Source organism: Erythrobacter sp. W36 (assembly GCF_057364935.1).
The window spans coordinates 1,882,900-1,907,195 of sequence record NZ_CP200281.1 but is presented as its reverse complement, the minus strand read 5'-3'; the positions used below and the strand labels follow the sequence as shown (position 1 = coordinate 1,907,195).

At 59.9% G+C, this 24,296-nt stretch carries 24 protein-coding genes; 13 read left to right on the top strand and 11 right to left on the bottom strand.

Features of this window, described 5'->3' with window-relative positions; translation table 11 throughout:
• Positions 1-49: 49 nt before the first annotated feature.
• The gene (locus tag AC0V6U_RS09305; RefSeq protein ID WP_472642889.1) at positions 50-1,171 is read right to left on the bottom strand and encodes a methyltransferase; all 1,122 of its coding nucleotides are present in this window, start codon (positions 1,169-1,171) and stop codon (positions 50-52) included.
• An 88-nt stretch (positions 1,172-1,259) separates the two neighbouring features.
• Between AC0V6U_RS09305 and AC0V6U_RS09300 the strand changes: the two genes are divergently transcribed.
• Positions 1,260-2,708, top strand: coding sequence for a phytoene desaturase family protein (locus tag AC0V6U_RS09300; RefSeq protein ID WP_472642888.1), 1,449 nt, complete (start codon positions 1,260-1,262; stop codon positions 2,706-2,708).
• On the top strand, positions 2,656-3,666 hold the full coding sequence (locus AC0V6U_RS09295; protein WP_472642886.1) for a hydroxyneurosporene dehydrogenase: 1,011 nt from the start codon (positions 2,656-2,658) through the stop codon (positions 3,664-3,666). Before AC0V6U_RS09300 ends, AC0V6U_RS09295 begins: the two co-directional genes overlap by 53 nt.
• Here AC0V6U_RS09295 and AC0V6U_RS09290 read toward each other — a convergent pair.
• From AC0V6U_RS09290 to AC0V6U_RS09265, 6 genes are all read right to left on the bottom strand, one after another.
• Complete coding sequence (locus AC0V6U_RS09290; protein ID WP_472642885.1) at positions 3,663-3,848, bottom strand: hypothetical protein; 186 nt, start codon at positions 3,846-3,848, stop codon at positions 3,663-3,665. The two genes, AC0V6U_RS09295 and AC0V6U_RS09290, sit on opposite strands and share 4 nt — an antisense overlap.
• An 11-nt stretch (positions 3,849-3,859) precedes the next feature.
• Positions 3,860-4,750: an alpha/beta fold hydrolase BchO gene (gene bchO / locus AC0V6U_RS09285; protein WP_472642884.1), complete on the bottom strand. Its 891-nt coding sequence runs from the start codon at positions 4,748-4,750 to the stop codon at positions 3,860-3,862.
• Positions 4,747-5,697, bottom strand: a complete 951-nt coding sequence (locus tag AC0V6U_RS09280) for a VWA domain-containing protein (RefSeq protein ID WP_472642883.1) — start codon at positions 5,695-5,697, stop codon at positions 4,747-4,749. The genes bchO and AC0V6U_RS09280 overlap by 4 nt, the downstream gene beginning before the upstream one ends.
• On the bottom strand, positions 5,651-6,490 hold the full coding sequence (locus AC0V6U_RS09275) for a hypothetical protein (protein WP_472642882.1): 840 nt from the start codon (positions 6,488-6,490) through the stop codon (positions 5,651-5,653). The genes AC0V6U_RS09280 and AC0V6U_RS09275 overlap by 47 nt, the downstream gene beginning before the upstream one ends.
• Complete coding sequence (gene bchI / locus AC0V6U_RS09270) at positions 6,487-7,488, bottom strand: magnesium chelatase ATPase subunit I (RefSeq protein WP_472642881.1); 1,002 nt, start codon at positions 7,486-7,488, stop codon at positions 6,487-6,489. Before bchI ends, AC0V6U_RS09275 begins: the two co-directional genes overlap by 4 nt.
• Positions 7,489-7,586: 98 nt before the next feature.
• On the bottom strand, positions 7,587-9,260 hold the full coding sequence (locus AC0V6U_RS09265; protein ID WP_472642880.1) for an ABC transporter permease: 1,674 nt from the start codon (positions 9,258-9,260) through the stop codon (positions 7,587-7,589).
• 47 nt (positions 9,261-9,307) lie between these two features.
• Here AC0V6U_RS09265 and AC0V6U_RS09260 point away from each other — a divergent pair, with 47 nt between their 5' ends.
• A complete protein-coding gene (locus AC0V6U_RS09260) occupies positions 9,308-10,357 on the top strand; it encodes an ABC transporter ATP-binding protein (protein WP_472642879.1) in 1,050 nt (349 codons plus the stop codon).
• 77 nt (positions 10,358-10,434) lie between these two features.
• Positions 10,435-11,493 (top strand): Fe(3+) ABC transporter substrate-binding protein, encoded by a 1,059-nt coding sequence (locus tag AC0V6U_RS09255; RefSeq protein WP_472642878.1) that lies wholly within the window; start codon positions 10,435-10,437, stop codon positions 11,491-11,493.
• Positions 11,494-11,521: 28 nt separating this feature from the next.
• On the opposite strand, the gene AC0V6U_RS09250 is transcribed toward AC0V6U_RS09255, so the two are convergent.
• Positions 11,522-12,082, bottom strand: a complete 561-nt coding sequence (locus tag AC0V6U_RS09250; RefSeq protein ID WP_486169443.1) for a Fe2+-dependent dioxygenase — start codon at positions 12,080-12,082, stop codon at positions 11,522-11,524.
• 296 nt (positions 12,083-12,378) lie between these two features.
• On the opposite strand from AC0V6U_RS09250, the gene AC0V6U_RS09245 reads away from it, so the two are divergent.
• Complete coding sequence (locus AC0V6U_RS09245) at positions 12,379-13,086, top strand: hypothetical protein (protein WP_472642876.1); 708 nt, start codon at positions 12,379-12,381, stop codon at positions 13,084-13,086.
• Positions 13,087-13,260: 174 nt separating this feature from the next.
• On the top strand, positions 13,261-14,076 hold the full coding sequence (locus tag AC0V6U_RS09240) for a ferredoxin--NADP reductase (RefSeq protein ID WP_472642875.1): 816 nt from the start codon (positions 13,261-13,263) through the stop codon (positions 14,074-14,076).
• Between the two features lie 44 nt (positions 14,077-14,120).
• Here the strand turns inward: AC0V6U_RS09240 and AC0V6U_RS09235 are convergent, their stop codons facing one another.
• Positions 14,121-14,633, bottom strand: a complete 513-nt coding sequence (locus AC0V6U_RS09235) for a flavin reductase family protein (RefSeq protein ID WP_472642874.1) — start codon at positions 14,631-14,633, stop codon at positions 14,121-14,123.
• Positions 14,634-14,794: 161 nt separating this feature from the next.
• On the opposite strand from AC0V6U_RS09235, the gene AC0V6U_RS09230 reads away from it, so the two are divergent.
• The 3 genes from AC0V6U_RS09230 to AC0V6U_RS09220 all read left to right on the top strand — a co-directional run bounded on the left by AC0V6U_RS09230 (position 14,795) and on the right by AC0V6U_RS09220 (position 17,499).
• The gene (locus AC0V6U_RS09230; protein ID WP_472642873.1) at positions 14,795-15,937 is read left to right on the top strand and encodes an acyl-CoA dehydrogenase family protein; all 1,143 of its coding nucleotides are present in this window, start codon (positions 14,795-14,797) and stop codon (positions 15,935-15,937) included.
• A gap of 13 nt (positions 15,938-15,950) precedes the next feature.
• A complete protein-coding gene (locus AC0V6U_RS09225; protein WP_472642872.1) occupies positions 15,951-16,691 on the top strand; it encodes an SDR family NAD(P)-dependent oxidoreductase in 741 nt (246 codons plus the stop codon).
• 133 nt (positions 16,692-16,824) lie between these two features.
• Positions 16,825-17,499, top strand: a complete 675-nt coding sequence (locus AC0V6U_RS09220) for a response regulator transcription factor (RefSeq protein ID WP_472642871.1) — start codon at positions 16,825-16,827, stop codon at positions 17,497-17,499.
• A gap of 106 nt (positions 17,500-17,605) precedes the next feature.
• On the opposite strand, the gene AC0V6U_RS09215 is transcribed toward AC0V6U_RS09220, so the two are convergent.
• Positions 17,606-20,305 carry a TonB-dependent receptor domain-containing protein gene (locus AC0V6U_RS09215; RefSeq protein WP_472642870.1) on the bottom strand — a complete coding sequence of 900 codons (2,700 nt, stop codon included), beginning with the start codon at positions 20,303-20,305 and terminating at the stop codon, positions 17,606-17,608.
• 135 nt (positions 20,306-20,440) lie between these two features.
• On the bottom strand, positions 20,441-21,580 hold the full coding sequence (locus AC0V6U_RS09210; RefSeq protein ID WP_472642869.1) for a hypothetical protein: 1,140 nt from the start codon (positions 21,578-21,580) through the stop codon (positions 20,441-20,443).
• Positions 21,581-22,311: 731 nt separating this feature from the next.
• On the opposite strand from AC0V6U_RS09210, the gene AC0V6U_RS09205 reads away from it, so the two are divergent.
• The 4 genes from AC0V6U_RS09205 to AC0V6U_RS09190 all read left to right on the top strand — a co-directional run bounded on the left by AC0V6U_RS09205 (position 22,312) and on the right by AC0V6U_RS09190 (position 24,277).
• Positions 22,312-22,710 (top strand): hypothetical protein, encoded by a 399-nt coding sequence (locus AC0V6U_RS09205; protein ID WP_486169442.1) that lies wholly within the window; start codon positions 22,312-22,314, stop codon positions 22,708-22,710.
• A gap of 247 nt (positions 22,711-22,957) precedes the next feature.
• Positions 22,958-23,599: a lytic transglycosylase domain-containing protein gene (locus AC0V6U_RS09200; protein WP_472642866.1), complete on the top strand. Its 642-nt coding sequence runs from the start codon at positions 22,958-22,960 to the stop codon at positions 23,597-23,599.
• An 87-nt stretch (positions 23,600-23,686) separates the two neighbouring features.
• Entirely contained in the window at positions 23,687-23,983 is a 297-nt protein-coding gene (locus AC0V6U_RS09195; RefSeq protein WP_472645742.1) for a TrbC/VirB2 family protein, read from the top strand.
• Positions 23,984-23,992: 9 nt separating this feature from the next.
• Positions 23,993-24,277, top strand: a complete 285-nt coding sequence (locus tag AC0V6U_RS09190; protein ID WP_472638133.1) for a VirB3 family type IV secretion system protein — start codon at positions 23,993-23,995, stop codon at positions 24,275-24,277.
• Positions 24,278-24,296: the final 19 nt, after the last annotated feature.

The following is a 24,296-nucleotide window of genomic DNA, read 5'->3' as shown; positions in this document are numbered from 1 at the left end:
CAGGTAGGCCGAACAATCCATAGTGTCAAATAAACAAGACAGTTAGTTGTCAGGCTGTCGCGACGATGGCGCCGGATACAACTGGCTGGGGTGTTGAAATGACGCGTGAGCTGGAAAAACCAGCCGCGCTCAGCATGATGCGGATTTCCGACGCGCTGCGCGGACGGCCAGATCCCATTGCCCATAGATAAAGCCCGAAAAACGCATCTCCCATGCCCTTTGCGCCGCGCACACCGGCCATGGGCTCGGCAATCAACAGGCGTTTTCCAGGCTGCAATGCTGCACGAATGTTGCGCAGCAATTTTAGCGCTGGTTCGTCATCATGATCGTGCAAAATGCGGCTGAGCGTGATGAGATCGTAGCCTTTGGGTATCGTGTCTTCAAAGAAGTTGCCGCCATGTGCAGTCACGCGCTCCGCGCCCAATTCCCGCGTTAGCGAGTCGCGCGCTGCATCGGCCACTTCAGGCAGGTCGAACAAGCCGAGTCGCGGCTCTGGGTGCGCGGCTCCGATAGCTTTTAGAAAGGCGCCATTTCCGCCGCCCACATCAAGTAGTGATGCAATCCCGCTAAACGAGAAGGCGCAGAGGACCTGTTCGGCAACAAAGTGCTGAGATGTGGCCATAAGCTCAGAATATTCGGCGGTCTCATCGCCGCGCTCTGCATGGCCGTGCAATGCGCCCGCATAAGACCAATATTGCGACAGCTCTGTGGGCTCGCTGCGGTTCTTGCGCAGCAGGTCAAGCGGGTCGGTCAGGTCGCGGTACAATAGGCGGTGGTGACGGATCATCGCCTTGGCCCCAGCATTGCTTTGGAGCGCCGCCCCTTGCTCACCCAGCATCCAGCGGTCGGGAGCCACTTCCTCCGTCAGCTCTAGTGCTGCCGCCGCGCGCAGCAATCGCTCTGCAGCAAAGGGTTCAAGCTCGGCAAAGCGGGCAATCTCGCTGAGCTCGCTCGCGCCTTTTGCAAGGTGGTCGATCAGACCGCTCTCGACCATCGCAAACAAGATTTTGGAATAAGCAAAGCCTGCGATGAGATCGAACATGCCCGCCGCCCGCTTGCGAGCGACGCCGCGCATGAACGGAATGCGCGCGGTCCAATGCTGAAAACTGGGATTGCCGATCATGGCATTGCGGCGCGCCGCCCAACGCTCACGCAGCGTCACAGACGCCATTAGTTTTTGATCCAATTGAGCAACATCTGTCCAAAAGGTTGGACATATTGAGTGTAAAGGTCAATCATATTGCACAGGAGAGATGCCTTTGAGCGCGCGAGTCGTGATAATCGGTGCAGGAATTGGCGGGCTGGTGAGTGCCGCGCTCCTCGCTGCGCGCGGACACGATGTAACGGTGCTTGAAAAAGAGGCCTGGGCTGGCGGGAAGGCTCGCCGGGTCGAGGTGGATGGCCAGCCTATCGACGCGGGCCCAACCGTTTTCACCATGCGCGATGTGTTTGACGAGGTTTTCCGCGCTTGCGGGGCCCGGCTGGAAGATCACGTGAAAATCCAGCAGGCAGAGGTGCTGGCTCGCCACGCCTGGGACAATGATACGCACCTCGATCTGTTTGCCGACCCATTGCGCAGCGAGCAGGCGATCGGCGATTTCGCGGGCGCCGATGCGGCGGCGGGTTACCGCGCCTTCAGAACGGAAGCCGCGCGGATCTACAACGTCCTCGACGAGCCATTTATGCGCGGGGCCAAGGCGAGCACGCCTCTGCCGATGATGTGGCGAATTGGCCTGCGCCGTCTGCCAGAGATGGCAGCTATGAAGCCGTTCGAAAGCCTGTGGAGTGCGCTGGGCAAGCATTTTAAGGATCAACGCCTGCGGCAATTGTTTGCGCGCTATTCGACCTATTGCGGTTCCTCGCCTTACCTCGCGCCTGCGACTCTAATGCTGATCGCGCATGTTGAGGCGAAGGGCGTTTGGCTGATCGATGGCGGTATGAACGCGCTCGCCAACGCATTGCGCAAGATCGCCGAGAGCAAAGGCGCGCGCTTCCGGTTTGAAACACCGGTGGCAGAGGTGTTGACGGACCGCGGCGCGGTGAGCGGGGTCAGGCTGGTATCCGGCGAGCATATCGCGGCGGATCGGATCATCTGCAATGCCGACCCTGCCGCACTTTCATCCGGTAAGTTCGGCCATGATGCGGCGCGCGCTGTGCACCAGCTGCCGCCGCAAAAGCGCTCGCTTTCCGCCTGCGTCTGGTTTGCCCATGCCAAGACGTCTGGCTTTGCGCTGCAGCATCACAATGTCTTTTTCTCGCCTGACTACCGCCGCGAGTTTGACGAGATTGCGAGCGGCCAGGTTCCAAGCGACCCGACCGTTTATGTCTGCGCCCAAGATCGCAGCGCCAAGGCGCATGCGGGCGGCGCGGCCAATGACCAGCGCGAGCGGATTCAAATCATCGTCAACGCACCCGCCAATGGCGACACCCACACCTACACACAGCAGGAGATCGAACGATGCACCGAGCAGATGAGGGCAAGCCTGATGCGCTGCGGTCTCGAGCTGGAGGAGGCCATGCCGAGCTCCTTGGCGACGCCGCAGACCTGGGCGAAGCTGTTCCCGTCGACGGGGGAGCGCTGTACGGCCGGGCGTCGCACGGCTGGGCGGCATCGTTCCAGAGGCAAGGGCCAAAGACCAAGATCCCCGGGCTCTATTGCACGGGCGGGGCGACCCATCCCGGAGCGGGCGTGCCTATGGCCGCCTTAAGCGGGCGACTGGCTGCCAACACGGTGAGCTCGGACCTCGCTTCGATGCGCCGGTTCCATCGGGCGGCTATTCCTGGTGGTACATCGACGCGATCAGCGACGACGGAAAGCACGGCCTGACGATCATTGCCTTTTTGGGCAGTGTCTTCTCGCCCTATTACAAGGCGAGTGGGCGCGGGCATCCAGAAGATCACGCCTCGCTGAATGTCGCGCTGTATGGGCCTCAGGCGCGCTGGACGATGACGGAGCGCCCGGCAGACAATGTATCACGCGACGCCAAGATGCTGAGCATCGGGCCGAGCAGCGTGCGCTGGACCGGCGATGCGCTGGAGATTGATATTGTGGAGCGTGACAAGCGGCTGGGCATACCCTGGCGCAGGCCCGTGCGTGGGCGTGTTCGCGTGGTGCCGGAAATGCTCAACCCGGTCGGCTTTGCGCTCGACCCAGAGGAGAGGCACATCTGGCAATGTCTCGCCCCGCGCGCCCGGATCGTGGTGGAAATGAACGATCCCGATATCTCATGGAGTGGCAGCGGATATATTGATCACAATCGCGGGACGGAATCGCTCGAAGAGGGGTTTCGGTCCTGGCATTGGTCACGCGCGCATCTGTCTGATGGGGCGGTGGTTTGCTACGAAGGCGAGCGCGCCGATGGCTCGCGCTTTGCCAGTGCCTTGCGATTTGATCAGCACGGCGTGCCCGCTCAGGACGAACTGCCAATGATGGCGGATTTGCCCAACAGCAAATGGCAGGTCCAGCGCCGAACGCGCGCAGACAAGGGCGAGGCGAAGGTCGACAAAACCTGGGAAGACACCCCGTTTTATGCGCGTTCAACCGTTTCATCGCGGGTCTACGGCGAACCGGTGATTGCGGTTCAGGAAAGCCTCGATCTGCGGCGTTACGCATCGCCAATTGTGCAATTTATGCTGCCGTTCCGGATGCCGCGCCGCAAGTTTTAGTCGGCATTATCGCTGCTGCTGTCAGCTTCTTTGGCTGCAGCTTCCTCAGCCTCGCGTTGACGGCGCTTGGCGCGGTCTTCTTCGAGTGATTTGCTGACCGACCAATATTGCCATCCGGCAAAGCCAAGTGCGATCCCGTAAAAGAAGACGATTTCGATCCAGCCGTAATTGTGGCCCTCCATCCGCGTTCTCCTTACCGCTGATCGCCAACGCCATGAAGCTCAGCAAAGGCTGCAATCAGGCGCGCGGCGTTCTTGGGGTCTTCTTCATGCGCCAGATGGCCGAGCGCGGGCAGTTCCTCAAGCCGCGCATTGGGCAGCACTTCTGCCGCTTCGCGAGCAGCCGAAACCGGCACCGCATTGTCGCGCTCTGAATGCACCAACAGGACTGGATTGCTAACCTGCGGAAGGCGCGATTGCAGCGCGGGCAAATCCCAATTGGCCATCATTGAAAGCGCGCCTTTGGTGTGCCGGCTGTTGCGCAGCAAGGCGGCGTAACAAGCCATCCCTTCAGCATCGATTTTGGACTGAGTAGCCCGCGTCAAGAACCGCTCTGCATCCTCGGCGCGCGCAACGCTTTTGGAAAACAATCGTGGCACCAGAGGATTGACGAACAGCAGTTTTGCAAAGGCTGGAAAGAGCTGCGCCGCGAGACCCGGAAACGGGCGCAGCGCTGCGTTGAGTCCCACGACTGGCACGCCAAGCCCCCGGTCCAATGCCAGTTGCAGGGCCAAGGCTGCTCCCGCTGAGTGGCCGACGATTAGGTCCGGCTCGATCTCCAGCTCGCTCAGCAGGCTGGACAGAGCGCGCGCCATGCTTGGCAGCGCCATCACCTCTGGCGGATGGCCGGTGGTGAAGGCGTGGCGCGGCAGATCTGGCGCGATCACATTGTGCGTCTTGGCAAGTGGCGGCATGACGCCGCGCCAGGAATGGCACGATGCGCCGGTCCCATGCAGCAGCAGGATAACCGGGCCTTTGCCCATGCGCTGAACATGCCAGCGGGTTCGCCCGATGCTGACAAACTCGCTCGCCTCGCGGTGCGGCCAGATCAGCCCATCGCGCTCCCATTCGAGTGGTCGGCTCATGCCGCCGTCTTGGTGTTTTGCGCGCTGGCTGTGGTCGCGGCTGATATTGCCTTGTGCAGCATCTTTGCGTCCGCCATCGGCAGGGCGAGAAAACGCGCGCCCATGGCTTTTGCGAGCTCCGGCGCGTGCGGGCCTGGGCGGGCGGCAATATCGATCACCAGCCCTTCATAGCCCGCTGAATGAATGGCTTTCGCCGCAGCCTTCGCATCCTCACTCGCTTGCGCCCTGCCCGGCGAGCCATCGGCGGCGATATTGCCCCGGCCATCGGTCAGCACCACAAGGCTGGGCGTGCGGCCGCGCGCAGCGATCATATCGGCGAGCTCGCGCGCGATATTGAGCCCGCTGGCAAGAGGCGTGCCGCCGCCGCCGGGCAATTCCGCCAGAGCGCGCCGCGCCCGGGTCAGCGAGCGAGTTGGCGGCAGCAGCAATTCTGCGCTTTCTCCGCGAAAGGCGACCAAAGCGACTTCGCTGCGGGTGACATAGACTTGAGCCAGCATCAGTTCGACCGCGCCCTTGGCCTCCGCCAGACGCGCGGCCGCTGCTGAGCCAGAGGCATCGACGCAGAAAATGGTGACCTTGCCCATACGTTCTTCAAAGCGTTTCACGCGCAAATCGCCCTTACGCATGATGATCGCGCCGCTGTCTTCGCCGCCAGCGCCTGCTCGTTCGCGCCTCCGCAGGGGTTGCCATGGGACGGCTGCTCTCAGGCTGTCGACTAAGGCTAGGCGCGCGCCGCCGCGGGGTAGGCCGGGGCGGGTGCCCAAGGGTTTACCGCGCAGCGCGGATTTGCGCTTTTGCCCGGCGCCGCTGCCTTGTGCCTGACGCTTTGCCTTGCCGCTGGTCAGCTGAGCCAAAAGGTCGGCTGGAATCGCTGCTTGCGCGGCCTCAACCAGAATGTCATCAAGATCGCGCTCGCCGGGGTCCGAATTGTCCATGCGGCTCGTCATTTTGCGTGTGATCCTCGGGAGTCTGCGGCGGAGGCTCTGGTTCGTCCTCGCTCATTTGCGGCAATTGCAGCGCGCGCGGCGCCAGGACCAGACGAACGGCGGCTTTGAGGTCCTGCTCGCTTGTCTCGCTGCGCCCAAACAGGCTGGCATGGGTGCGGGCGGTGTTCTGCGCGAACAGCAAAGGTCGCATGGTGTGGATGCCAAATGCGGCCGCCGTTTGCGTGAGCGCCGTGAGTGCTTCCTCCCTCGGCGTGCCCACTTGCGAAAGCGGGATCGCTTTTGACACAGGCGGCAGAACGGCCGTGCCGTGAAATTGCGACTGGGACAGGTCGACCTGAAAGGCTAGGCGCTCGGTCAGAGAAGGCGGCGGTGCTTCCTCTGGATCAATCCCATCATCGAGTAAGATGAGGCCATTGGGAGCGCTCTCTTTGGCGCAATCGAAAACCTGCGATAGCTTGCCAGCCAGCGCATCAGGCATGCGCTCCGCCATCGGAACCAGCAAAGCGGCGCGTGCGCGGGCTGCTTCGGTCAGAATGCCGGTTTGCGAGACGGCCTTTCCAGCGGCCAGGCTGGCGGCGATATCCACTCCGCCCAGCAATCGCTCATCATCTACATGGGATGGCAATCTGCGCATGGTGAGACCAGCGTTTTCGATCGCCGCAAGCAATGCATCACGAGCAGGGCCGCCGCCGCGCAATGTCATTCCGCCCAGCGCGGCTGGAGCGATTAGGAACAGGCGGGCAGCGAGCAGCGCATCGGCAAGCGGATCATCAGCTGCCGGCGTCTCGCTCATCCGAACAATTCGTCAATCGCGCGAGCAATCCGCACGGTCGAGCCGGTTTCATCAAGCACATCGCGGCGCAGCCTGTGACGCAAGGCAGATGGCGCGACCGCAATCAAATGCTCGCGGCGGACCGATTTTGCGCCGGCCAATGCTGCCTGAGCGCGGGCCGCCCGCATCAGCGTCAATTCTCCGCGCAGGCCATCTGCGCCCACTGCCATGCACAGCTCAGCGGCGTCCTGCATGATCGCATCCGGGGTTTCCATCTTGGCGATCTTGGTCTTGCCGCGCGCAACCTGGCGCAGGATCTTTTCCTCTTCCTTGGCCCATTGCTCGGCAAAGCCCTCTGGATCGCGTTCCTGATCGCCGCAGCGGCGCATGATTTCCACCCGCTGATCAAGTTCGGTCGGGGCGCGAACTTCGACGGATAGACCAAACCGATCGAGCAATTGCGGGCGCAGCTCGCCTTCTTCTGGATTGCCGCTGCCGATGAGCACGAACTTGGCGCGGTGGCGGACGGATAGCCCTTCGCGCTCGACCACATTTTCGCCCGATGCCGCGACATCCAGCAGCAGATCGACCAGATGATCTTCGAGCAGGTTGATCTCGTCGATATAGAGAAAACCACGATGCGCCTTCGCCAGCAATCCGGGTTCAAAACTCTTCTCGCCCGCGCGCAGCGCCTTTTCCAGATCGAGCGCGCCAATTACGCGGTCTTCGGTTGCGCCAAGCGGCAGATCAACGAAGGGGACCGCGCGTTTTCGTACCCGGCCCGATGTGCATGGATCAGGGCACGTGCCGCGCTGATCGCCCAAGCAATTGTAGCGGCAATCCTCCACCGAGGAGATTGGCGGGAGCAGGCTGGCGAGCGCACGCGCAGCGGTCGATTTGCCGGTGCCGCGATCGCCAAACACCATAACGCCGCCGATTGCTGGCTCAATCGCCGCGATCAGCAAAGCTTGCTTCATCTCGTCTTGGCCGACGATGGCGGAGAAAGGAAAACGAGCCATATCATTGGCTTTGTGGACGAGTGCGCGGCGCGGGACAAGTCCCCATGACAGTTTGGTTTGACAGGCTTGGCTGACAGAAAGGCGGCGTGCGTTTGTGCTTAGGCCTTGGCTGCGCGGTTCAGCATCAGCACTGGGATAAGGCCTGCGGCAAGGATCAGAAGGCTGGCGGTGGATGCCTCGGCCAGCTTTTCATCGCTGGCGAGCCGGTAAACCCGCGTGGCCAGAGTTTCGAGATTGAAGGGCCGCAAGATCAGTGTCGCGGGAAGTTCTCGCAGGGTGTCGATGAACACCAGCGCGGCCGCCGCCGCGAGGCTAGGTGTGAGCAGCGGGATATGGATTCGCCGCATCACCTCTCCCGGTCCCGCGCCCAGCGAGCGGGCGGCGGCGTCCAGAGATGGCGGGACTTTTTCAAACCCGCCGCTGACCGAGTTGAACGCGACGGTTAGAAACCGCACAGATAAAGCATAGATCAATATCGCGCTGGTGCCCGCGAGCAGCAGCCCGTGCGTAAAACCAAAGGTATCGCGTGAGAAGCGGGTGATAGCTTGGTCGAATACGCCCAAGGGAGCGAGCAATCCCACCGCCAGCAGCGCGCCCGGCAGGGCATAGCCCAATGTTGCCACCCGGATGGCGAAACGCGTGATGCTGCTGTTCGAGCGGCGCTGAGCAAAGGCCAGGACGACTGCCGCAATGGTGCAAACCAGCGCCGCGCTGAGGCCTAGGGTCAGGCTATCGCGGGCGTAGCTCCACAGGGTTGCGGCGTTCATTTGATCGCCCGTTTCCAGCGCCAGAACCACCAGATGTGCGGCGGGGATGCCAAAGCCGAGCAGTACGGGTAGGGCGCAGAAAATGACCGCCAGCGCCTGCTGCCATCCGTTTAGCGCAACCAAAGCTTCATCGGATCGGGCGGCATCCCGGCTATCGGTGCGTCCGCGCCAGCTGCTTGCCTCAAACACCACCAGCGCGATCACGAACACCAGCATGAATGCCGCCAGCTTGAGCGCCAATTGCTTGTCACCCATCGCTAGCCAGCTGCGGAAAATACCGGTGCTGAAGGTCGGGATTGCGAAATATTCTGCGACGCCAAAATCGGCTAACGTCTCCATCAGGACGAGCGCGAGGCCGCCAGCAATGGCGGGCCGCGCGGCGGGCAAAGCGACACGGGTAAAGGCGCGCAGCGGCGCTGCGCCCAAGCTGCGTGCGGCGCGAAACTGCCCCAGGCTTTGCGCGGAAAAGGCAGCGCGGGCGAGCAGATAGACGTAAGGATAGAGCACCAGGCCCAAGATGAGAGCCGCACCGGGAAGCGAGCGGATCTGAGGAAAGCTGTATTCTCCCAGGCCCCAACCGGTTGCTGCGCGCAGCATGCTTTGCACAGGGCCGGTGAACGATAGCAGGTCAGCATAGATATAGGCCGCAATATAGGCGGGCACGGCGAGCGGCAGCACCAAGGCCCAGGCCAGTATTCGCCTGCCGGGAAAGCGTGCCGCGCTGATCAGCCATGCGGTGCCGACGCCGATCGCGCCCGCAACCAAAGCAGTGAGCAGCATCAGCGCGCTGGTGTTGATCAGATAATCGGAGAGGATGGTGGAGGCGAGCTCGACAAGGCTATCGATCCCGCCGCTCGGTGCGGAAACCACAATGGTAAGGATCGGAATTGCCGCCAAGGCCGCAATGATCCAAGCGCCTAGCGACCAGCGGTCGAGCGCCCTAAGGCCTGACGATGCGGCGGTCGAGAGCTCCGCACCATCATCCTTCGCGGTTGCGCGCGGCAAAGCATTGAGCCTAAGGCGGCTCAACGCAACTGGCCCGGAATGAAGATTTGAGCCTCGAATTTCGCCATATCGCCCATGCTTACGGTAACACTAGGGCGTTAAAAGACATCAGCTTCACAGCGCCCCAAGGAGAGATCACGTGTCTGCTTGGATCGTCGGGCTGTGGCAAGTCAACTTTGCTAAATCTCACCGCCGGATTGCTGCCCGTGCAGCACGGCAGCGTGTATATTGACGGCGAATTGCTGGCCGATGAGGGCCATTCGCCGCCGCCGGAAAAGCGCCCCGTTGGGCTGGTGTTTCAGGATGGCGCACTGTTTCCGCATATGACGATCGCGCAAAATGTCGCCTTTGGCTTGCCCAAATCGCGTAATAGCAGCGATGTGATCGAAGAATGGCTGGAACTGGTTGGTCTGGCCGGGCTGGGCGGCCGTTATCCGCATGAGCTGTCTGGCGGGCAGCAGCAGCGCGCGGCGCTGGCCCGGGCGATGGCGCCAGAGCCGCAAGTGCTGCTAATGGATGAGCCCTTCGCAAGCGTCGATATTGTCCTGCGCAAAAGCCTGCGGCGTGAATGCCGCGCTTTGCTGCGTCAGCGAGGTGCGACGGTGATCATGGTCACGCATGATCCGGAAGAGGCGCTGGATATTGGCGATCAAATCGCGGTGATGGACCGCGGGCGGATTGCGCAATTTGGCACCCCGCACGAGCTTTATGATACGCCCAGGAGTGCGCAAGTGGGCGCGATCTTCGGCGGCGCTCAGGTGATTGCCGGTGAACGCGTGGAAGGCGGAATTGCGACCGCATTTGGCACTTGGCCGCTGTCCGCATTGGTGGGTGATGCCCCGGACAGCCTTCACTTAGAGCTGCTGCTGCGCGCCGATGGCTTTGAAGTGACCATCGCGCATGAGGGACACGGATTGGTGGTTCGCGACATTCGCCGCACGAGTGCGCGCGCGCAAATTGTCCTTGCGAACGATGGCGGGGAAGAGCTTGCGATTGAGCTTGCGGGCGGTGATGTGCCTGCGACTGGTGCGCGAATGACGGTGCAGCCGCGCGCGGCGAGCGTACTGGCGTTTGCGACCGCACCAACAGCGGATTGATCACCGCCAAGCCATCAAGGCTTGCGGAATTAAATTATAATGCTAATCAATCGCAATAAGGCATTCAAGGAAGCATAATGGCTAAGCGATTTTGGGGCGGTGCGCTCACAGCAATTTTGGCTGGCGCGCTCGCGGCGTGCTCTGGGGCAAGCGGTGACAGCGAAACGTCCGAAGGCGTCGAGATCACCGGCGAGGTGAACCTCTATTCCTCGCGTCACTACGACACCGACCTGGCCCTGTATGAGGATTTCACCCGCGAAACTGGCATTCGCGTAAACCGTATCGAAGCAGGCGCAGATGCGCTAATCGAGCGGATTGTCAGCGAAGGCGAATTTTCACCAGCGGATCTGTTGGTCACTGTCGATGCGGGCCGCCTGTGGCGGGCCGAGGAAGCGGGCATATTGTCTGCCGCTCAGTCTGATGTGCTGACCGAGCGCCTGCCGGAATATTTGCGGCATCCCGATGGCTTGTGGTTTGGCCTTTCCACCCGTGCCCGCGTGATCATCTACAATAAGGCGGCGGGCGAGCTGGAAGGCTTGGCGAACTACGAAGACCTGACTGACCCAGCCTACAAGGGCGCGATCTGCGTCCGCTCTTCCTCCAACATTTACAACATCTCGCTGCTCTCCAGCATGATCGCCAACAATGGTGAGGACGCCGCACGGGACTGGGCCAGCGGCGTGGTCGCCAATTTTGCTCGCCCGCCGCAGGGCAATGACAGCGCCAATATCGAAGCAGTCGCCTCTGGCGAATGCCGCATCTCGATCGTCAATTCCTATTACCTCGCGCGCTATGCGGCGCAGGACGCGGAAAATCCCGAGGTGCTGGAGGCCATCGGGGTGATCTTTCCCAATCAGGAAACCACCGGCACACACATTAATATCAGCGGCGCTGGCGTGCTAAAACACGCGCCCAACCGCGAGAATGCGCTCCGCTTCCTTGAGTATTTAACCGAGGAAAGTGCGCAGCAATATTTTGCCAATGGCAACAATGAATATCCGGCGGTCTTGGATGTTGCCGCCTCATCTGCGGTCGAGGGGCTGGGCGAGTTTAAGCCGGATACGCTGAACGCGGCGGAGATTGGCAAGGGACAAGCGCAAGCGGTGCGGATTTACGACCAAGCCGGTTGGAATTGATCTGGGGCGTGACGGCGCGCTTAAGCGTCTAAGGCTGCGCCCACATCCGGGTCAGATTGGCGATGCTCTTATCGAGCGTCAGTGACAGCGCCGGATCGATGTTATCCGCCGCACGCAGGCTGGCGCGCAGATTGTCGAGATCGAACAAGAGCTCGCGCTGAGGCCCATCGGCGATCAGGCTCTCGATCCAACCGACGCAGACATGCCGCGTGCCCGAGGTGACCGGGCGCACTTCGTGAATGCTGGTCGACGGGTACAATACCAGCTGACCCGCCTCACCAGCAATCTCTTGCGTCGCGCCGGCATTGTGGATCGCCAGCTCACCGCCCTCATATTGATCGCGCGGGGTCAGGAACAGAGTGAAGGAGAGGTCGCTGCGCATCCGGCCTTCGCCTTTGCCCATCAGCGCATTGTCGATATGCGCGCCGTAGTGGCCGCCGTTCTCCGTCTTGCTGACGATGAAATGCGAGAACCGCCGAGGCCGCGCGCCCGCCAGCAGAACCGGGTTGTCAACGATATGCGGCAGCAGCGTTTGGCGCAGGGCTTGGCCAGCGTCATTGTTCATCACCGCTTGCTGATTGACCTTCACCGCGCTTGCTTTTTTCCCGCCGTGGCTCGCCCATCTTGCCAGGTCAGCTCGCTCAATTGAGTGGTGATGGTGTCCAGAATTTGCTGGTCTGTAATCGCGGATATCGACAGGATCATTGAGAATTTGGCCCGATAGTGTGTTGCACAAGCGCAAGGTGTGGCTAGGATTTGAAGCATAGAATTGCGCGAAAGGCGAGACAATGAATTCCAAGCTGAAATTGTGGACTGGATTGGGCGTGGCGACCGCGCTGATGGGCAGCGGGCTGGCCGGATGCGCTGGCGAAGGCGGCGAGGGCGGTGAAGGCGGAGAAGCGGCACAAACCGGAGAAGCTGGCACCGGCGGCGAGGCTGGCGAAGGCGGCGAAGCGGCTGGCGGTGAAGGAGAGGGCGGCGAAGCGGGCGCGGACAGCCGGCGCGCTGGAACTGCCCAATCGCCTCGCCTTTATGTCTGGCCATGTCGCAGCGGGTCTTGCTCTCTACCGGGCTGGCGACGCAGAGGCCGCTGCCCCGCATTTGCTCCACCCGGTTTCCGAAACGCACGCCTCTGAGCGGGCAGGCCTAGAGGAACTGGGGTTTGATCCAGCACCGTTTGAGGCGGTGTCAGCCGCGCTTGAAGCGGGCAAGCCAGCGGCAGAGATTGAGCCGCAATTGGCAGCCGCTGAGGCGAACCTTCGCGAGGTGCGCGGCAAGGCTGGCGGCGATGCGGTCGAGGTCATTCGCTTCCTGATGGACACAGCCGTCGCTGAATACAGCGTCGCGGTTTCTGACGGGAAAGTCACCGATCCAGCTGAGTATCAGGACGCATGGGGCTTCACCCGCGTGGCTTGGCAAATGGCGGCAGATTTGGATACGCCGCGCGCAGAGGATGTGCGCACGCAGCTCACCGCTATGCTCGCGCTATGGCCAGAGGAAGGGCCGATCCCGCCAGCTGATCCGGCGCCTGCCGGGCAAGTTTCTGCGCTTGCATCAAAGGTTGCTTTAGCGCTGCCTCAGCCTGCCTCTTAAGGCGGCTGGCCGGGCGATCGTCCCAAGGCTGACTTTCAGGAGTGAACGCTAAACTCACTTGAAGAGCGCTGACCAAACCGCCAAATGCGCCGCGAAGACACATCCGGCGCATCGTGCGCCAAGGCCGCGCCGCTGATGGCGATTGGCCGTTTATTTGATTTATCGAGGCCCTAATTGACCGAGCTCATTTTAGATCGCGATCAGTTCACCGAAAGCGGCGCGCTTTCCGTTGAGACCGTCACCTATGTCCATCACTGGACAGATAGCCTGTTCACTTTGCGGATCACGCGGCCCGCGGCTTTCCGCTTTCGGTCGGGCGAGTTTATCATGATTGGCCTGCCGGGCGATAATGGTAAACCGCTGCTGCGCGCCTATTCGATGGCCAGCCCGAGCTATGAGGAAGAGATCGAATTCCTCTCGATCAAAGTGCAAGACGGCCCGCTGACCTCGCGGCTTCAGCATATCAAGGTTGGCGATCCGATTTACCTTGGTAAGAAGCCAACTGGCACGCTGGTGACGGACGCTCTGCTGCCCGGCAAGCGGCTGTTCATGCTGTCGACCGGCACGGGCCTTGCGCCATTTATGAGCCTCGCCCGTGATCCAGAGATCTACAATCTTTATGATGAGATTTTCGTCGTCCACTCGGTGCGCCAAGTGAACGAGCTGGCTTATCGCGAATTGCTGGAAAGCCAGCTTGAAGGCGATCCTTTGCTCGAAGACGAAGATCGCAAACGCTTCCATTACATCCCAACGGTGACGCGTGAGGACTTCCACACGACCGGCCGGATCGGAACGCTGATTGACAGCGGTAAACTGTTTGAAAAAAGTAATGGTCCCAAGCATTTCGTGCCTGAGGAAGACCGCGTGATGCTGTGCGGCAGCATGGCGATGATTAAGGATCACGCCGCCGATCTGGAAGAGCGCGGCTTTACCGAAGGCAGCAATTCGCAGCCAAACCAGTTTGTGATTGAACGCGCATTTGTCGGCTAATTGGCGGCTTCGCGCCGCTTAGTGACGCCTTTCAGGCCTGCTGATCAGTCGACCAGCAAGCTGCGATATTGACCGCCATAATAGAGCAGCGGCTCATGCTCCCGCGTGAAGCGCACGCGTGTGATTTCCCCGATCAGGATCAGGTGGTCACCGCCATCATGCACGGCGTGCTTGCGGCATTCAAAGTTCGCCAGCGCATCGTGGATGATCGGCACCCCGTGGTCGCAAGTATCAAAGGTGATTTCGGAAAAGCGGTCTGTGCCCTTCGTCGCGAACAGGGTGGATATGTGCCGCTGATCCGCGCGTAGGACATTGATCGCAAAGTGATCGCTAGCCTCTAGCGCGCTGGTGGTCGACGCGCTGCGCGCAGGGCAAACCAGCAGCAAAGGCGGATCAAGGCTGACCGAGGTGAAGCTGTTGGCGGTGAGCCCCACAGGCTCTCCATTATCGCCCAGCGAAGTGACCACAGTGACGCCGGTTGCAAACGTGCCAAGCGCATCGCGCAAGATGCGCGGATCAGAGCCAGAGCGATATTCGGTGTGGGAGGGCGATTTCATGTGTCAGCGCATGTGCGTCTGCCCCACTCATTTTGCAAGCGCGCACTGGCATTCATGCGAATTTCGCAAGGCAATTATGGCCTTGCGGCCTTTACAAAACCCGTGCGTGCGGCATGAATTGCAACCAGCAACTTAAATGACAATCGGGAAGAGAAACACCAATGCTCAACGTCGCTCACCGCACGGCCTATAACGAAGATCACGAGGCGTTTCGCGATACGGTTCGCAAGGTCTTCGCTGAGCATATGGAGCCTTACCTCGACCAGCATGAGGAAGAGGGCGTTGTACCACGTTCTGCGTGGAAAGCGCTGGGCGAGGCGGGCTTGCTATGTCCCACGGTTGCAGAGGAGCATGGCGGGCTGGGCCTCGATTTTGGGTTCAACTGCGTGCTCGCCGAAGAACTTAGCTACATGGGCTCGTCCGCCGGTTTCACGCTGCAAAACGACATCACGGTCAATTATTTTGAGCGGCTGGGCAGCGATGAGCAAAAGGCGAAGTACCTTCCCGGCATGATCTCCGGCGATGTCATTACTGCCATTGCGATGACCGAACCGGGCGCGGGTAGCGATCTTCAAGGGATCAAGACCACCGCGGTTGAGGATGGCAATCACCTCGTTATCAATGGCTCCAAAACCTACATCACCAATGGCCAGAACGCCGATGTCGTGATCTTGGTGGCCAAGACGGACCCGAGTGCAGGCGCGAGAGGAACCTCGCTAATCCTGGTCGATGCCGACACGCCGGGCTTTGAACGCGGGCGCAATCTCGACAAGATCGGACAGCATTCTGCTGACACTTCCGAACTGTTCTTCGCCGATGTGCGTGTGCCCAAAACTAACATTCTGGGCGGTGAAAATCGCGGCTTCATCCATTTGATGGAGGAGCTCCCGCAAGAGCGACTTTCGATCGCCGTTTCCGCCATGGGCGGGTCGCAGCGCGCATTTGACGAAGCGGTGAACTTCACCAAGGATCGCAAAGCCTTTGGCTCCACCGTGTTCGAGTTTCAGAACACCAAATTCACGCTCGCGGACCTGCAGGCAAAGCTGCAAGTGGGCTGGGCGCATCTCGACTGGGCGATCGCCCGCCACCTACGCGGCGAGCTGACCACAGGGGAGGCCAGTGCTGCAAAGCTGTGGCACACGGAAATGCAATGGGAGATGGTCGATGCTGCGCTGCAACTGCATGGCGGCGCAGGCTATATGAACGAATACCCCATCGCCCGGCTTTGGCGCGATGCGCGCGTGCAGCGCATCTATGGCGGCACCAGCGAGATCATGAAGGAAGTCGTGAGCCGCGAAATTTAAGGAGCGATCGACCATGACTGACCCACTCGATTTCAGCGGTAAACTTGTCCTCGTGATCGGCGGATCGGGCGGGATCGGCAATGGCATTGCGCAAGGCTTTCGAGCGCGCGGGGCCGAAGTGCATGTCACCGGCACGCGGCCTGATGCGGGCGATTATCTTGAGGCGGAAGACAGCGATTTTACAGGGCTTACCTATCATCAGCTTGATGTGAAGCAGCGCGGTGCCGTTAATGACCTACCCAGTGTTATTGGTAAGGTTGACATCTTGGTACTGAGCCAAGGTGTTATCCGCTATGGCCGCAAAGAATTCGAGCGCGAGGGTTGGGACGAGGTGATCGATGTCAATCTCAACTCTGTTGCGGATTGCGCTCGGGCCTTTTACCCTGCGCTGGCTGATGATGGCGGATCACTGATTGTGATTAGCTCTGTGGCTGCGTTCAGGTCTACCTTGGGGACACCAGCCTATGCAGCCTCGAAAGCTGGTGCGGCGGGCCTTGTAAAGACATTGGGGGAGGCTTGGGCCCGCGATGGCATTCGCGTCAATGGGATCGCACCCGGTTTCGTTCCAACCAAACTGACCTCGATTACGACGGAACATCCGGAGCGCCGCGAGAGTGCCTTGAAGTCTATTCCCTTGCGGCGGATGGGCACGCCAGAAGATATGGCAGGCGCGGCGCTGTTCCTGGCCTCGCCTTTATCGAGCTACATGACGGGCCAGACCTTGATCGTTGATGGCGGGCTGACTTTATCCTGACTTTTGCAAGTTTATGCACGCAATTGCCCCCTAGTTCTCCGAATGTGACAAGATCGCTTTAGTGGTCAAAAACACGTCATGAATGCGTCATAAGTCGCCGCCATCCCATGCTTTCATGTGAAGCGGGGTGGTCGTGGACGTCATCAACATTTTTCTGACCAGCGATCTGGCTGAAAACCAGGACGACTTTGTCTATGGTGACCGCCAATTCACCTTTGACCGGCTCTATTCCGATGGCCCGCGCCGCTTGGTGGAAGGGCCAATGTGGGCCTTTGTCGACTGGGTCATGGACGATCTGGCAGGCCTGGAGATGTGCCGCCGATTGCGCGCCGATCCGCGCACCAAAGAGGCACATGTGACGATGGTGCTTGAGCAAGACGACCATGATGACCGCCGCCGCGCCTTAAAGGCCGGGGCACATGACTATATGGTCGGACCGATTGACCGCACCAAGGTGCTCGACCGAGTGCTGGCGCTGCAATCGCGCCCGAATGATCGGCACGCGGCCCGCCTGTTCGAGGTCGGCGATCTCTCAATCGATATGGCCGCTTTGCAGGCACGCTGGGACGGGAAGGTGATCTCCCTTCGCCCCAATGAATTTCGCCTGCTGCGCTTTCTGGCGGAAAACCCCAACCGCGTGCTCACCCGTGATGATTTGATCAATGGGCTGGGCAAGCGTGAGCCGCCCATTGATGAGCGCACGGTCGATGTTTGGATTGGCCGGTTGCGGCGCGCGATTAAGCAGGCGGGCGGCGGCAATCCGCTGCGCACAGTGCGCTCGCGCGGATATGTGTTCGATCTACCCTGATCGCTTACTGCCCCTGCAAAACGTAAGTAAAAAGGCCGCTCTGGTTTCCCAAAGCGGCCTTTCGCGTGTCTGAGCAATCCCGGGAGAGGTGGGGCGCTCAGTACGCTTAGAATTCGGTTTTGATCCCGATTGAGAACGATGTGCCGACATCGTAGCTGTTGATGGCGATCCTGTTGTTCGAGTTTTCCTGAAACTCCAGATTGTCGCGGCCAAAGATGTTGCGCACCTCCAGCTCAAGCTCGAACGGCTGACCGAACATGCCCACCTCTGAGCGCGCGACGATATCGACGGTCAGGCCGGGATCCTCGACGATGTCAGGGCGCTGGAAGCCGCGCGTGGTCACTCGATCGCTCGCGTAGTTGAACAGAACGGTGAATTGCTGAACCTTCTCTGTGTCCTCAATCCCGATCGAGAAGTTGGCGATGTGATCGGATTGTCCGACCAGCGGATCGCCATCATCAAACAGGAGCGACGCGTTAGTTTCGCCGCCCGGAGGCACGAAGGTGACGTCGCTCGGATCGACCGAGATTTGCGACTGGGTGTAGGTGTAGTTGGCAAGAAACAGCAATTGCTTGGTTTCAAAGAAGCTGCCGCCCCAATTGTAGAGATCGATCCCGTAGACCAGATCGATCTCTGCGCCGTAAAGCTCCGCCGTGGGCGCATTGGCAAAGCTGGTCACAAAGTCGCCAGCGGTTGAGAAGATGAAAGCCTCAATCGGATTGTCGATTTCCTTGTAGAAGCCCGCGATGCTGACCCGGTCAGAGCCGCTGACGTAATATTCGGCGCGCGCCTCAAGGTTGAACAGCTCGCTATCGGTCAGGAAGGGGTTGCCGCGAAATTCGCGGTTCGATTCTGGGTCGAAATAGGTCTGCTCCACGAGCTCGCGGAACTGCGGCCGGGCAATGGTTTTGGAGGCCGCGAGGCGCAGCTGTAGATCCTCGATCGGTTCCCAAGTGATCGTGGTGGCTGGCAGGAAGTAATCCTCCGCCAGATTGGTCGGTGTTGCGCCGACGATAGGCGTGGTGAAGATGGTCTGATCAAGCGCGACCGTTTGCGTTGCGTCCTCATAACGAACGCCAAATTCCATCGTTAGCGTGTCGGTCAGCAGATAGCGGACGATGCCGTACCCGGCCTGCGTTTCGAGCGCGGCGTCAAAGACCGGAAACGGGCTGGTCTCGTCGAGACGGACGTTGAAGCCTGCGAGTGTCGCTCCGTTGATGAGATCACCCGGACGGCGCAGGCCGAGGATCGGGACCAGGCTGTCATCCAGCACATCGCCTTCGATCAGCGGGCTGAACTCGCGGCTGGAGGAGCGGCGGTCGGTATCGCTGTAGGCATATCCTGCGGTCAGCTGGAGTGTGTCGGTAACCTCGTAAGAGATGTCGATACTACCAAACAGCAACTCTTCCTGCAGATCATCAAAGGCGATGGTCGTGAGGCCAGTGTCGGACAGACGATTGAGGTAGGCCACGAAAAATTCTCCAAGGGGATCCTCGGCAAAATTTGTACGGGTGTAGCGGACATTGGCGTTGAACGGCGCCTCGCGGTCAGTTCGGGCGTAGCCAGCGCGCACATCAAAGTCGAAACGGTCAAAATCAAACTCGCCGACAAATTGTGTGTCGATCAGCTGCCGCTCAAACCAGGCGGTTTGCTGATTGGCAAAGTCAAACCCGGTCTCGCCAAAGATGAAGTTTGTGCCTTGCTCCAGCCGAGCCGTTTTCAGCGTGTCTCGGATGTAGAGGTTGGTCCAGCGCAAGGTGTGCGGGCCGAGATCGAGGCCGAAGCTCAGCAGGCCGTTCACCAGCACATTGTTGTCGGTGATGAAGGTCGTGAAGTCTTCGGTCACCGTGGCCAGATCAGGCGTTGCAAACTGGCTGCGCACATTGCGATTGCGCCAATTGTTCTTGATCGACGCAGTGGCGATAATGCCGAGGTAATTGTCACCGCCCAGTTCAATCGATGTGCCGCCGGTTATCAATGCGGAAAAGTTCGCGGGCAGAGTGTCATTGCGCTGCAAAGTGACGAGATTGGTCGGCAGGATTTGCCCAGCGACCCCTTCTTGAACCTCAATCGAGGTGTCTTCGATCCGGTCACCGCTCGCAAAGAAAGTGGCAAGATTGGATGGGATATCGCGGTTGCCATTGTCGAAACCGAACGGGTCGAGATCAGAGCCGAAATAAGTCAGCCCATCCTGAAAAGTGGTCTCAGTGTCGCCGCCTGTGCTGAAGCTAAAGCTGAGGAAGTCCTCTGCTGGTACGGCGCGTGTGGTGAGGTTGATCACACCGCCGCCAAATTCACCGGGGAAGTTCGCGGAATAGGTTTTCTGCACCAAAGAGGACGCGACCACGCTGGTCGGGAAGATATCAAGCGGGACCACGCGGCTGAGCGGCTCCGGACTCGGCAGGGGCAAGCCATTGAGCAGAGCAAGCGAATAGCGATCGCCCAGACCGCGCACAAACACTCGGCCATCACCGACCAGCGACAGGCCGGTTACTCGGCCTAAAGCGCCAGCAATATCGCTCTCGCCAGTGCGCGCGATGTCTTCTTCTGACAATACGCTCAGCACTTGGGTCGAGGCGCGCTGCGGATCGCGGTTGCGGCGGCCGGTGACGATAATCCCGCCGCCCGGCACGGAGACGTCCGGCTGCTGCTCTTGCGCCTCTTGTACTTCCTCGCTCTCGACTGTCTCGTCAGCTGCTTCTTCCGTCACTGGGGGCTGCTCAGCCTCCTGCGCAGCGGCGAAGGCTGGAAACGTCAGTGCGGTGGTGAAGAGCAGCGTGCTGGCGAGGCGCTTGCCAATTGGCATGATATTAGACCCCCTCATGAAATCAGGTCTGAAACTGTGATGAGCCGGCAGTTCGGCTCGTAGATTGTGAGAAGGGAGGCGCCGGAGATCTTGGCCAGATCACAACGCCTCCCTCTTCGCATTGTGAGCGTCCGATCAGTAGACCGGCAGCGAGGTGCAAGACCCGGTGGTGCTGCCGAAATCGAGCGTGCCGGAATTGCAGGTCCAATTGCCGAAGCGGGTATCCGCAGCATCTGGAACCGCGCCGACAAAGGTCTCGGCGGTAAAGAAGCTGGAGAGGGCGGTTGGATCGAACGCAGCCACGCCGGTTTCATTGGCGCCATTGGCGATCCCGGTCAGCGAGATGGTGAAGGCGACATTGTTGTTCGTGCCGCCATCGACCAGCGCCTGAACTTCAGCGTCAGTCACGCCAGAATCGCCGCGAACAGGGCGCGTCGCATCGCAATCGCCGACCACTGAGTTGAAGCTCGGCGGGACATCGCGGGTGAAGGTCTCGTCGATGCGCAGGCAAGTCTCATCATTGGTGTCGATCACGCCATTGGCGAGGTTTAGCGCTGCGCCGCCGCGCGCGCGGATTGCTTGCGAGTTTGAACCTGAGCGTTCGAGGAAGGTGAAGTTCGCCACCTGAAGCAAGGTGCGTGGGCGAGCGTTGACGGAGAAGTCAGCATCAGGCGAGTCGAGCTCGATCAGGCTGTCCCCGCCTGAGGTGCGCTGCGCCACGACCACAAACTGTAGATTGGCCTGAGCGCCAGTATCGACGTCGATTGAGTCGTCATCTGCGCCGACGGCCACAACGTTGCTCATGTTCACCGAACCGCCGAAGAATTCCATGCCATCGTCGGAGCTGTTGAAAGACATGAAGTTGGCGAGCGTCGTGCCGCTGCCAATGCCGCCAGTGGTTAGCGATTGCAGCTCATCACCCGGCGCCAGACTGAAGCCGGAGAAGCGGATCTGATTGTAGTTCATCTCGCCCGAGCTGTCGGCACTGTCGCCGCCGCCAAAGTTGGTGGCCACCGTCGTGCCTTCGAGCGATTGCTCGCATGTCGGATTGGCGTTCGGATTGGCGTCGGTGTTGAACACGCCGGTTGCGCAGTCAGATACTGGCGCGCGGCCGAGGAGGACAATGCCGCCCCACTGACCGGTTGAGTTGTCGTCGCTAAGACCAAGCACGTTGTCGCGGCTGGTCCAGACAATCGGACGCTCAGCCGTTCCGACGGAGTTCAATGCGTTGCCGCGATTGACGACGAGGAAGGAGCGACCGGTGGAGCCGAACACGATAACGCCGTCAGCAACGGTCAGCGTTACGTCCGTGCCGGTGCTCGCAAAGCCCTGGTCCGTGCCGACATCGACGCGGCCGGGCAGGGCATAAAGCAGGCCGTCGACGAACGGCAGCGTGTCATTCGCATCAATCAGCGCCGGAAGCTCGCAGACGCGATATTCGCCGGTTGGGCCCGTGATCGTACCCGCATCGGTAAGCCCACCAGTTGAATTGATCGTTGGGCACCCAGCCGCCGGGGTGACCGTTCCGCCGCTGCGGCTGGCGGTGTGGTGGTGGGCGTAGCAGTGGGGGCAGGGTTATTAATGATGATGTCGCCCGATGTGCCCGGGGAGACAATTTCGTCGCCACCGCAGGCAGCCAATGCAGCGAGGCTGCAACCAAGAACGAGAGTACGAGAGATGTTTTTCACAGCGAGCGGTCCCCTTAAAAAACCGAAGAATCGATTGAGCGCACAGGGTGCGTCCGGGGACTCCGCTAGGCAGCGATCATGACGGAATTGCTTCGAATATGACGCTTCGGTTTCTTTGACCGAAATATGACAAAAAAAAGATATTTGTGTCATTTCTGACAGATTATGCGTCACATCGAAGTGTGAGAAGCCAGCAGAAATATCTTTTAAAAACAGATCAAAAGTGAATCGCGTTACAGAAAAATGACAATTTGACATTTTTATTGCAGTTTGCGGTGCGGCGGCGCATCTTTTTCTCCATTCGAGAAGGAGAGAGCCGTGTTCATCACTTCAGCATTGGTAGCTGCGTCTTTGACAGCAAGTCCTGTCACATCTGAAGCAATTGCAAGACAGGCCGAGCCTGATTTGCAAGCCGCACATTTGGTTGCTGGCCGCAATGCCGATGCGATTGCTGAATTGGAAGCGGTCCGCTCTCACGATCCCGCGCAGCTTATCAATCTCGGCATTGCTTATGCCCGACAGGGTGATGAAGAGCGCGCGCGTGCTTTGTTTAGGGCCGCGGCTGCCAGCAATGATCGCATCGAAATCGGCACAGCGAATGGCAGCGAAACCGATTCGCGGCGGCTTGCTCGCAAAGCGCTGCGAATGCTGGAAAATGACGAATTTGCGCCCGTATCGAGCGAACGCTTCGCCAATCGCGTCTCTTTGAAAGAGTGACCGACTTAGGCGGCCTTGTCGTCTAGGCCGTAATTCCAACACTTCATCGCACAAAACGAGGCAATTGGGCGGGTTCGGTAGGCCTCCCAATTGCTTTCGTGTTTGCAACCGGTCCAATCTATCGCTTAATCATAGGCGTTAACTTTAATTGCTACGCAATACTTTGCCTTGATAAGGGTATGGACTGCGTAAATGTCACTTGCTTGTCATGTAGCATGAGCAAGGGGGCGTGATTGGAGGGTTTTGGATGATTCTCGCTCGTTTGGGCATGGCCAGCGCCGCTGCTGCGCTTGCCCTTACAACTGCACCCGCTCAGGCGGATGTGCTTCAAATCGATGCTGACGGTGCCCGCTGGGTCACTGGAGCGCGGGCGGTGGCGATCACCCAAAATCCTGAATTTTCTAACCTTAGCGATGCTGCTGACCTCGACGCTATGATCGTGCCAGACAGCATTATTGCCGATCCATCGCGCCATGCTTTGGGTGTGCCGGTGATGTATGCCGACACCATTCAAAGTCTGTCTGTGCGGTTCGATCTCAGCCCATCATTGCTAGAGGCGTTGGTTTGGCAGGAAAGCCGCTGGCGTCCCAATGCGGTGTCTCATGCGGGCGCGCGGGGCCTTGCGCAATTGATGCCGGGCACTGCCAAATATCTGGGCGTGGACCCTGATGATCCGTTCCAGAACCTGGAGGGCGGGGCGCGCTATCTGCGCGAGCAGCTCGACCGTTTTGACGGCGATCTCGAAAAAGCACTGGCCGCCTATAACGCTGGACCCGGGCGGGTAGAGCGCGCTGGCGGCGTTCCGAATATTCGCGAGACGAAACTGTATGTCGCGGCCATCATGGGCCGTCTGGCGTCGCACTCGCGCGCCGACATGCAACCTTATTAACCATAATGCCGTAAACACGGCACTTAAGGACAAAGCAGAACACGAATGGGAACATCAATGTCGTCACTTATTCGCATGCCAGCCGTGATGATGGCCCGGATTGCGGCCTTTATCGCTCTGATGATGGCGCCTGTTGCTGCGCATGCTCAGCAGGTGGCTGATCCTCAGGGTTCCGGCCCGATTGTTGCGGCGCTGGGCTGGCTGCAAGGCACGCTGCTGGGCAATGTGGCCACCGCAATTGCGGTGATGGCTGTCGCTGCGGTCGGCTTTATGATGCTGACTGGCCGGATGAACTGGCGCTTTGGCGCGACCGTTATCATCGGCGTGTTCATCCTGTTCGGCGCATCGACCATTGTCGCTGGCATCCAAAGCGCGGCAGCCTGAGGCGAACATATGACCAATCTCGTCCGCCATCCGGTTCACCGCGCTCTTACCCGCCCGCAAATGTTTGCCGGCGTGACGATGAACTTTTTCATCATCAATCTGATGGTGACGACGATTGCGTTTTTGATCCTCAAAAACTGGTGGATCATGATTGTGCCGGTGGTCGTGCACGTGATCGGCTATTTTTCTTCGCTTCGCGAACCGCGCATTTTCGACCTTTGGATCACCAAGGTTTCAAAATGTCCGCGGGTCAAGAATTACAAGCGGTGGGGCTGTAACAGCTACGCGGCTTAAGGCCTGATAAGGAGGGCCT

What these genes read in the sequence shown, in the direction of transcription:
- AC0V6U_RS09305 (WP_472642889.1), bottom strand. Translation starts at nt 1,171, where the DNA reads ATGGCGTCTGTGACGCTGCGTGAGCGTTGGGCGGCGCGCCGCAATGCC.
- AC0V6U_RS09290 (WP_472642885.1), bottom strand. Translation starts at nt 3,848, where the DNA reads ATGGAGGGCCACAATTACGGCTGGATCGAAATCGTCTTCTTTTACGGG.
- bchO (WP_472642884.1), bottom strand. Translation starts at nt 4,750, where the DNA reads ATGAGCCGACCACTCGAATGGGAGCGCGATGGGCTGATCTGGCCGCAC.
- AC0V6U_RS09280 (WP_472642883.1), bottom strand. Translation starts at nt 5,697, where the DNA reads ATGACGAGCCGCATGGACAATTCGGACCCCGGCGAGCGCGATCTTGAT.
- AC0V6U_RS09275 (WP_472642882.1), bottom strand. Translation starts at nt 6,490, where the DNA reads ATGAGCGAGACGCCGGCAGCTGATGATCCGCTTGCCGATGCGCTGCTC.
- bchI (WP_472642881.1), bottom strand. Translation starts at nt 7,488, where the DNA reads ATGGCTCGTTTTCCTTTCTCCGCCATCGTCGGCCAAGACGAGATGAAG.
- AC0V6U_RS09255 (WP_472642878.1), top strand. Translation starts at nt 10,435, where the DNA reads ATGGCTAAGCGATTTTGGGGCGGTGCGCTCACAGCAATTTTGGCTGGC.
- AC0V6U_RS09235 (WP_472642874.1), bottom strand. Translation starts at nt 14,633, where the DNA reads ATGAAATCGCCCTCCCACACCGAATATCGCTCTGGCTCTGATCCGCGC.
- AC0V6U_RS09230 (WP_472642873.1), top strand. Translation starts at nt 14,795, where the DNA reads ATGCTCAACGTCGCTCACCGCACGGCCTATAACGAAGATCACGAGGCG.
- AC0V6U_RS09225 (WP_472642872.1), top strand. Translation starts at nt 15,951, where the DNA reads ATGACTGACCCACTCGATTTCAGCGGTAAACTTGTCCTCGTGATCGGC.
- AC0V6U_RS09215 (WP_472642870.1), bottom strand. Translation starts at nt 20,305, where the DNA reads ATGCCAATTGGCAAGCGCCTCGCCAGCACGCTGCTCTTCACCACCGCA.
- AC0V6U_RS09200 (WP_472642866.1), top strand. Translation starts at nt 22,958, where the DNA reads ATGATTCTCGCTCGTTTGGGCATGGCCAGCGCCGCTGCTGCGCTTGCC.
- AC0V6U_RS09195 (WP_472645742.1), top strand. Translation starts at nt 23,687, where the DNA reads ATGATGGCCCGGATTGCGGCCTTTATCGCTCTGATGATGGCGCCTGTT.
- AC0V6U_RS09190 (WP_472638133.1), top strand. Translation starts at nt 23,993, where the DNA reads ATGACCAATCTCGTCCGCCATCCGGTTCACCGCGCTCTTACCCGCCCG.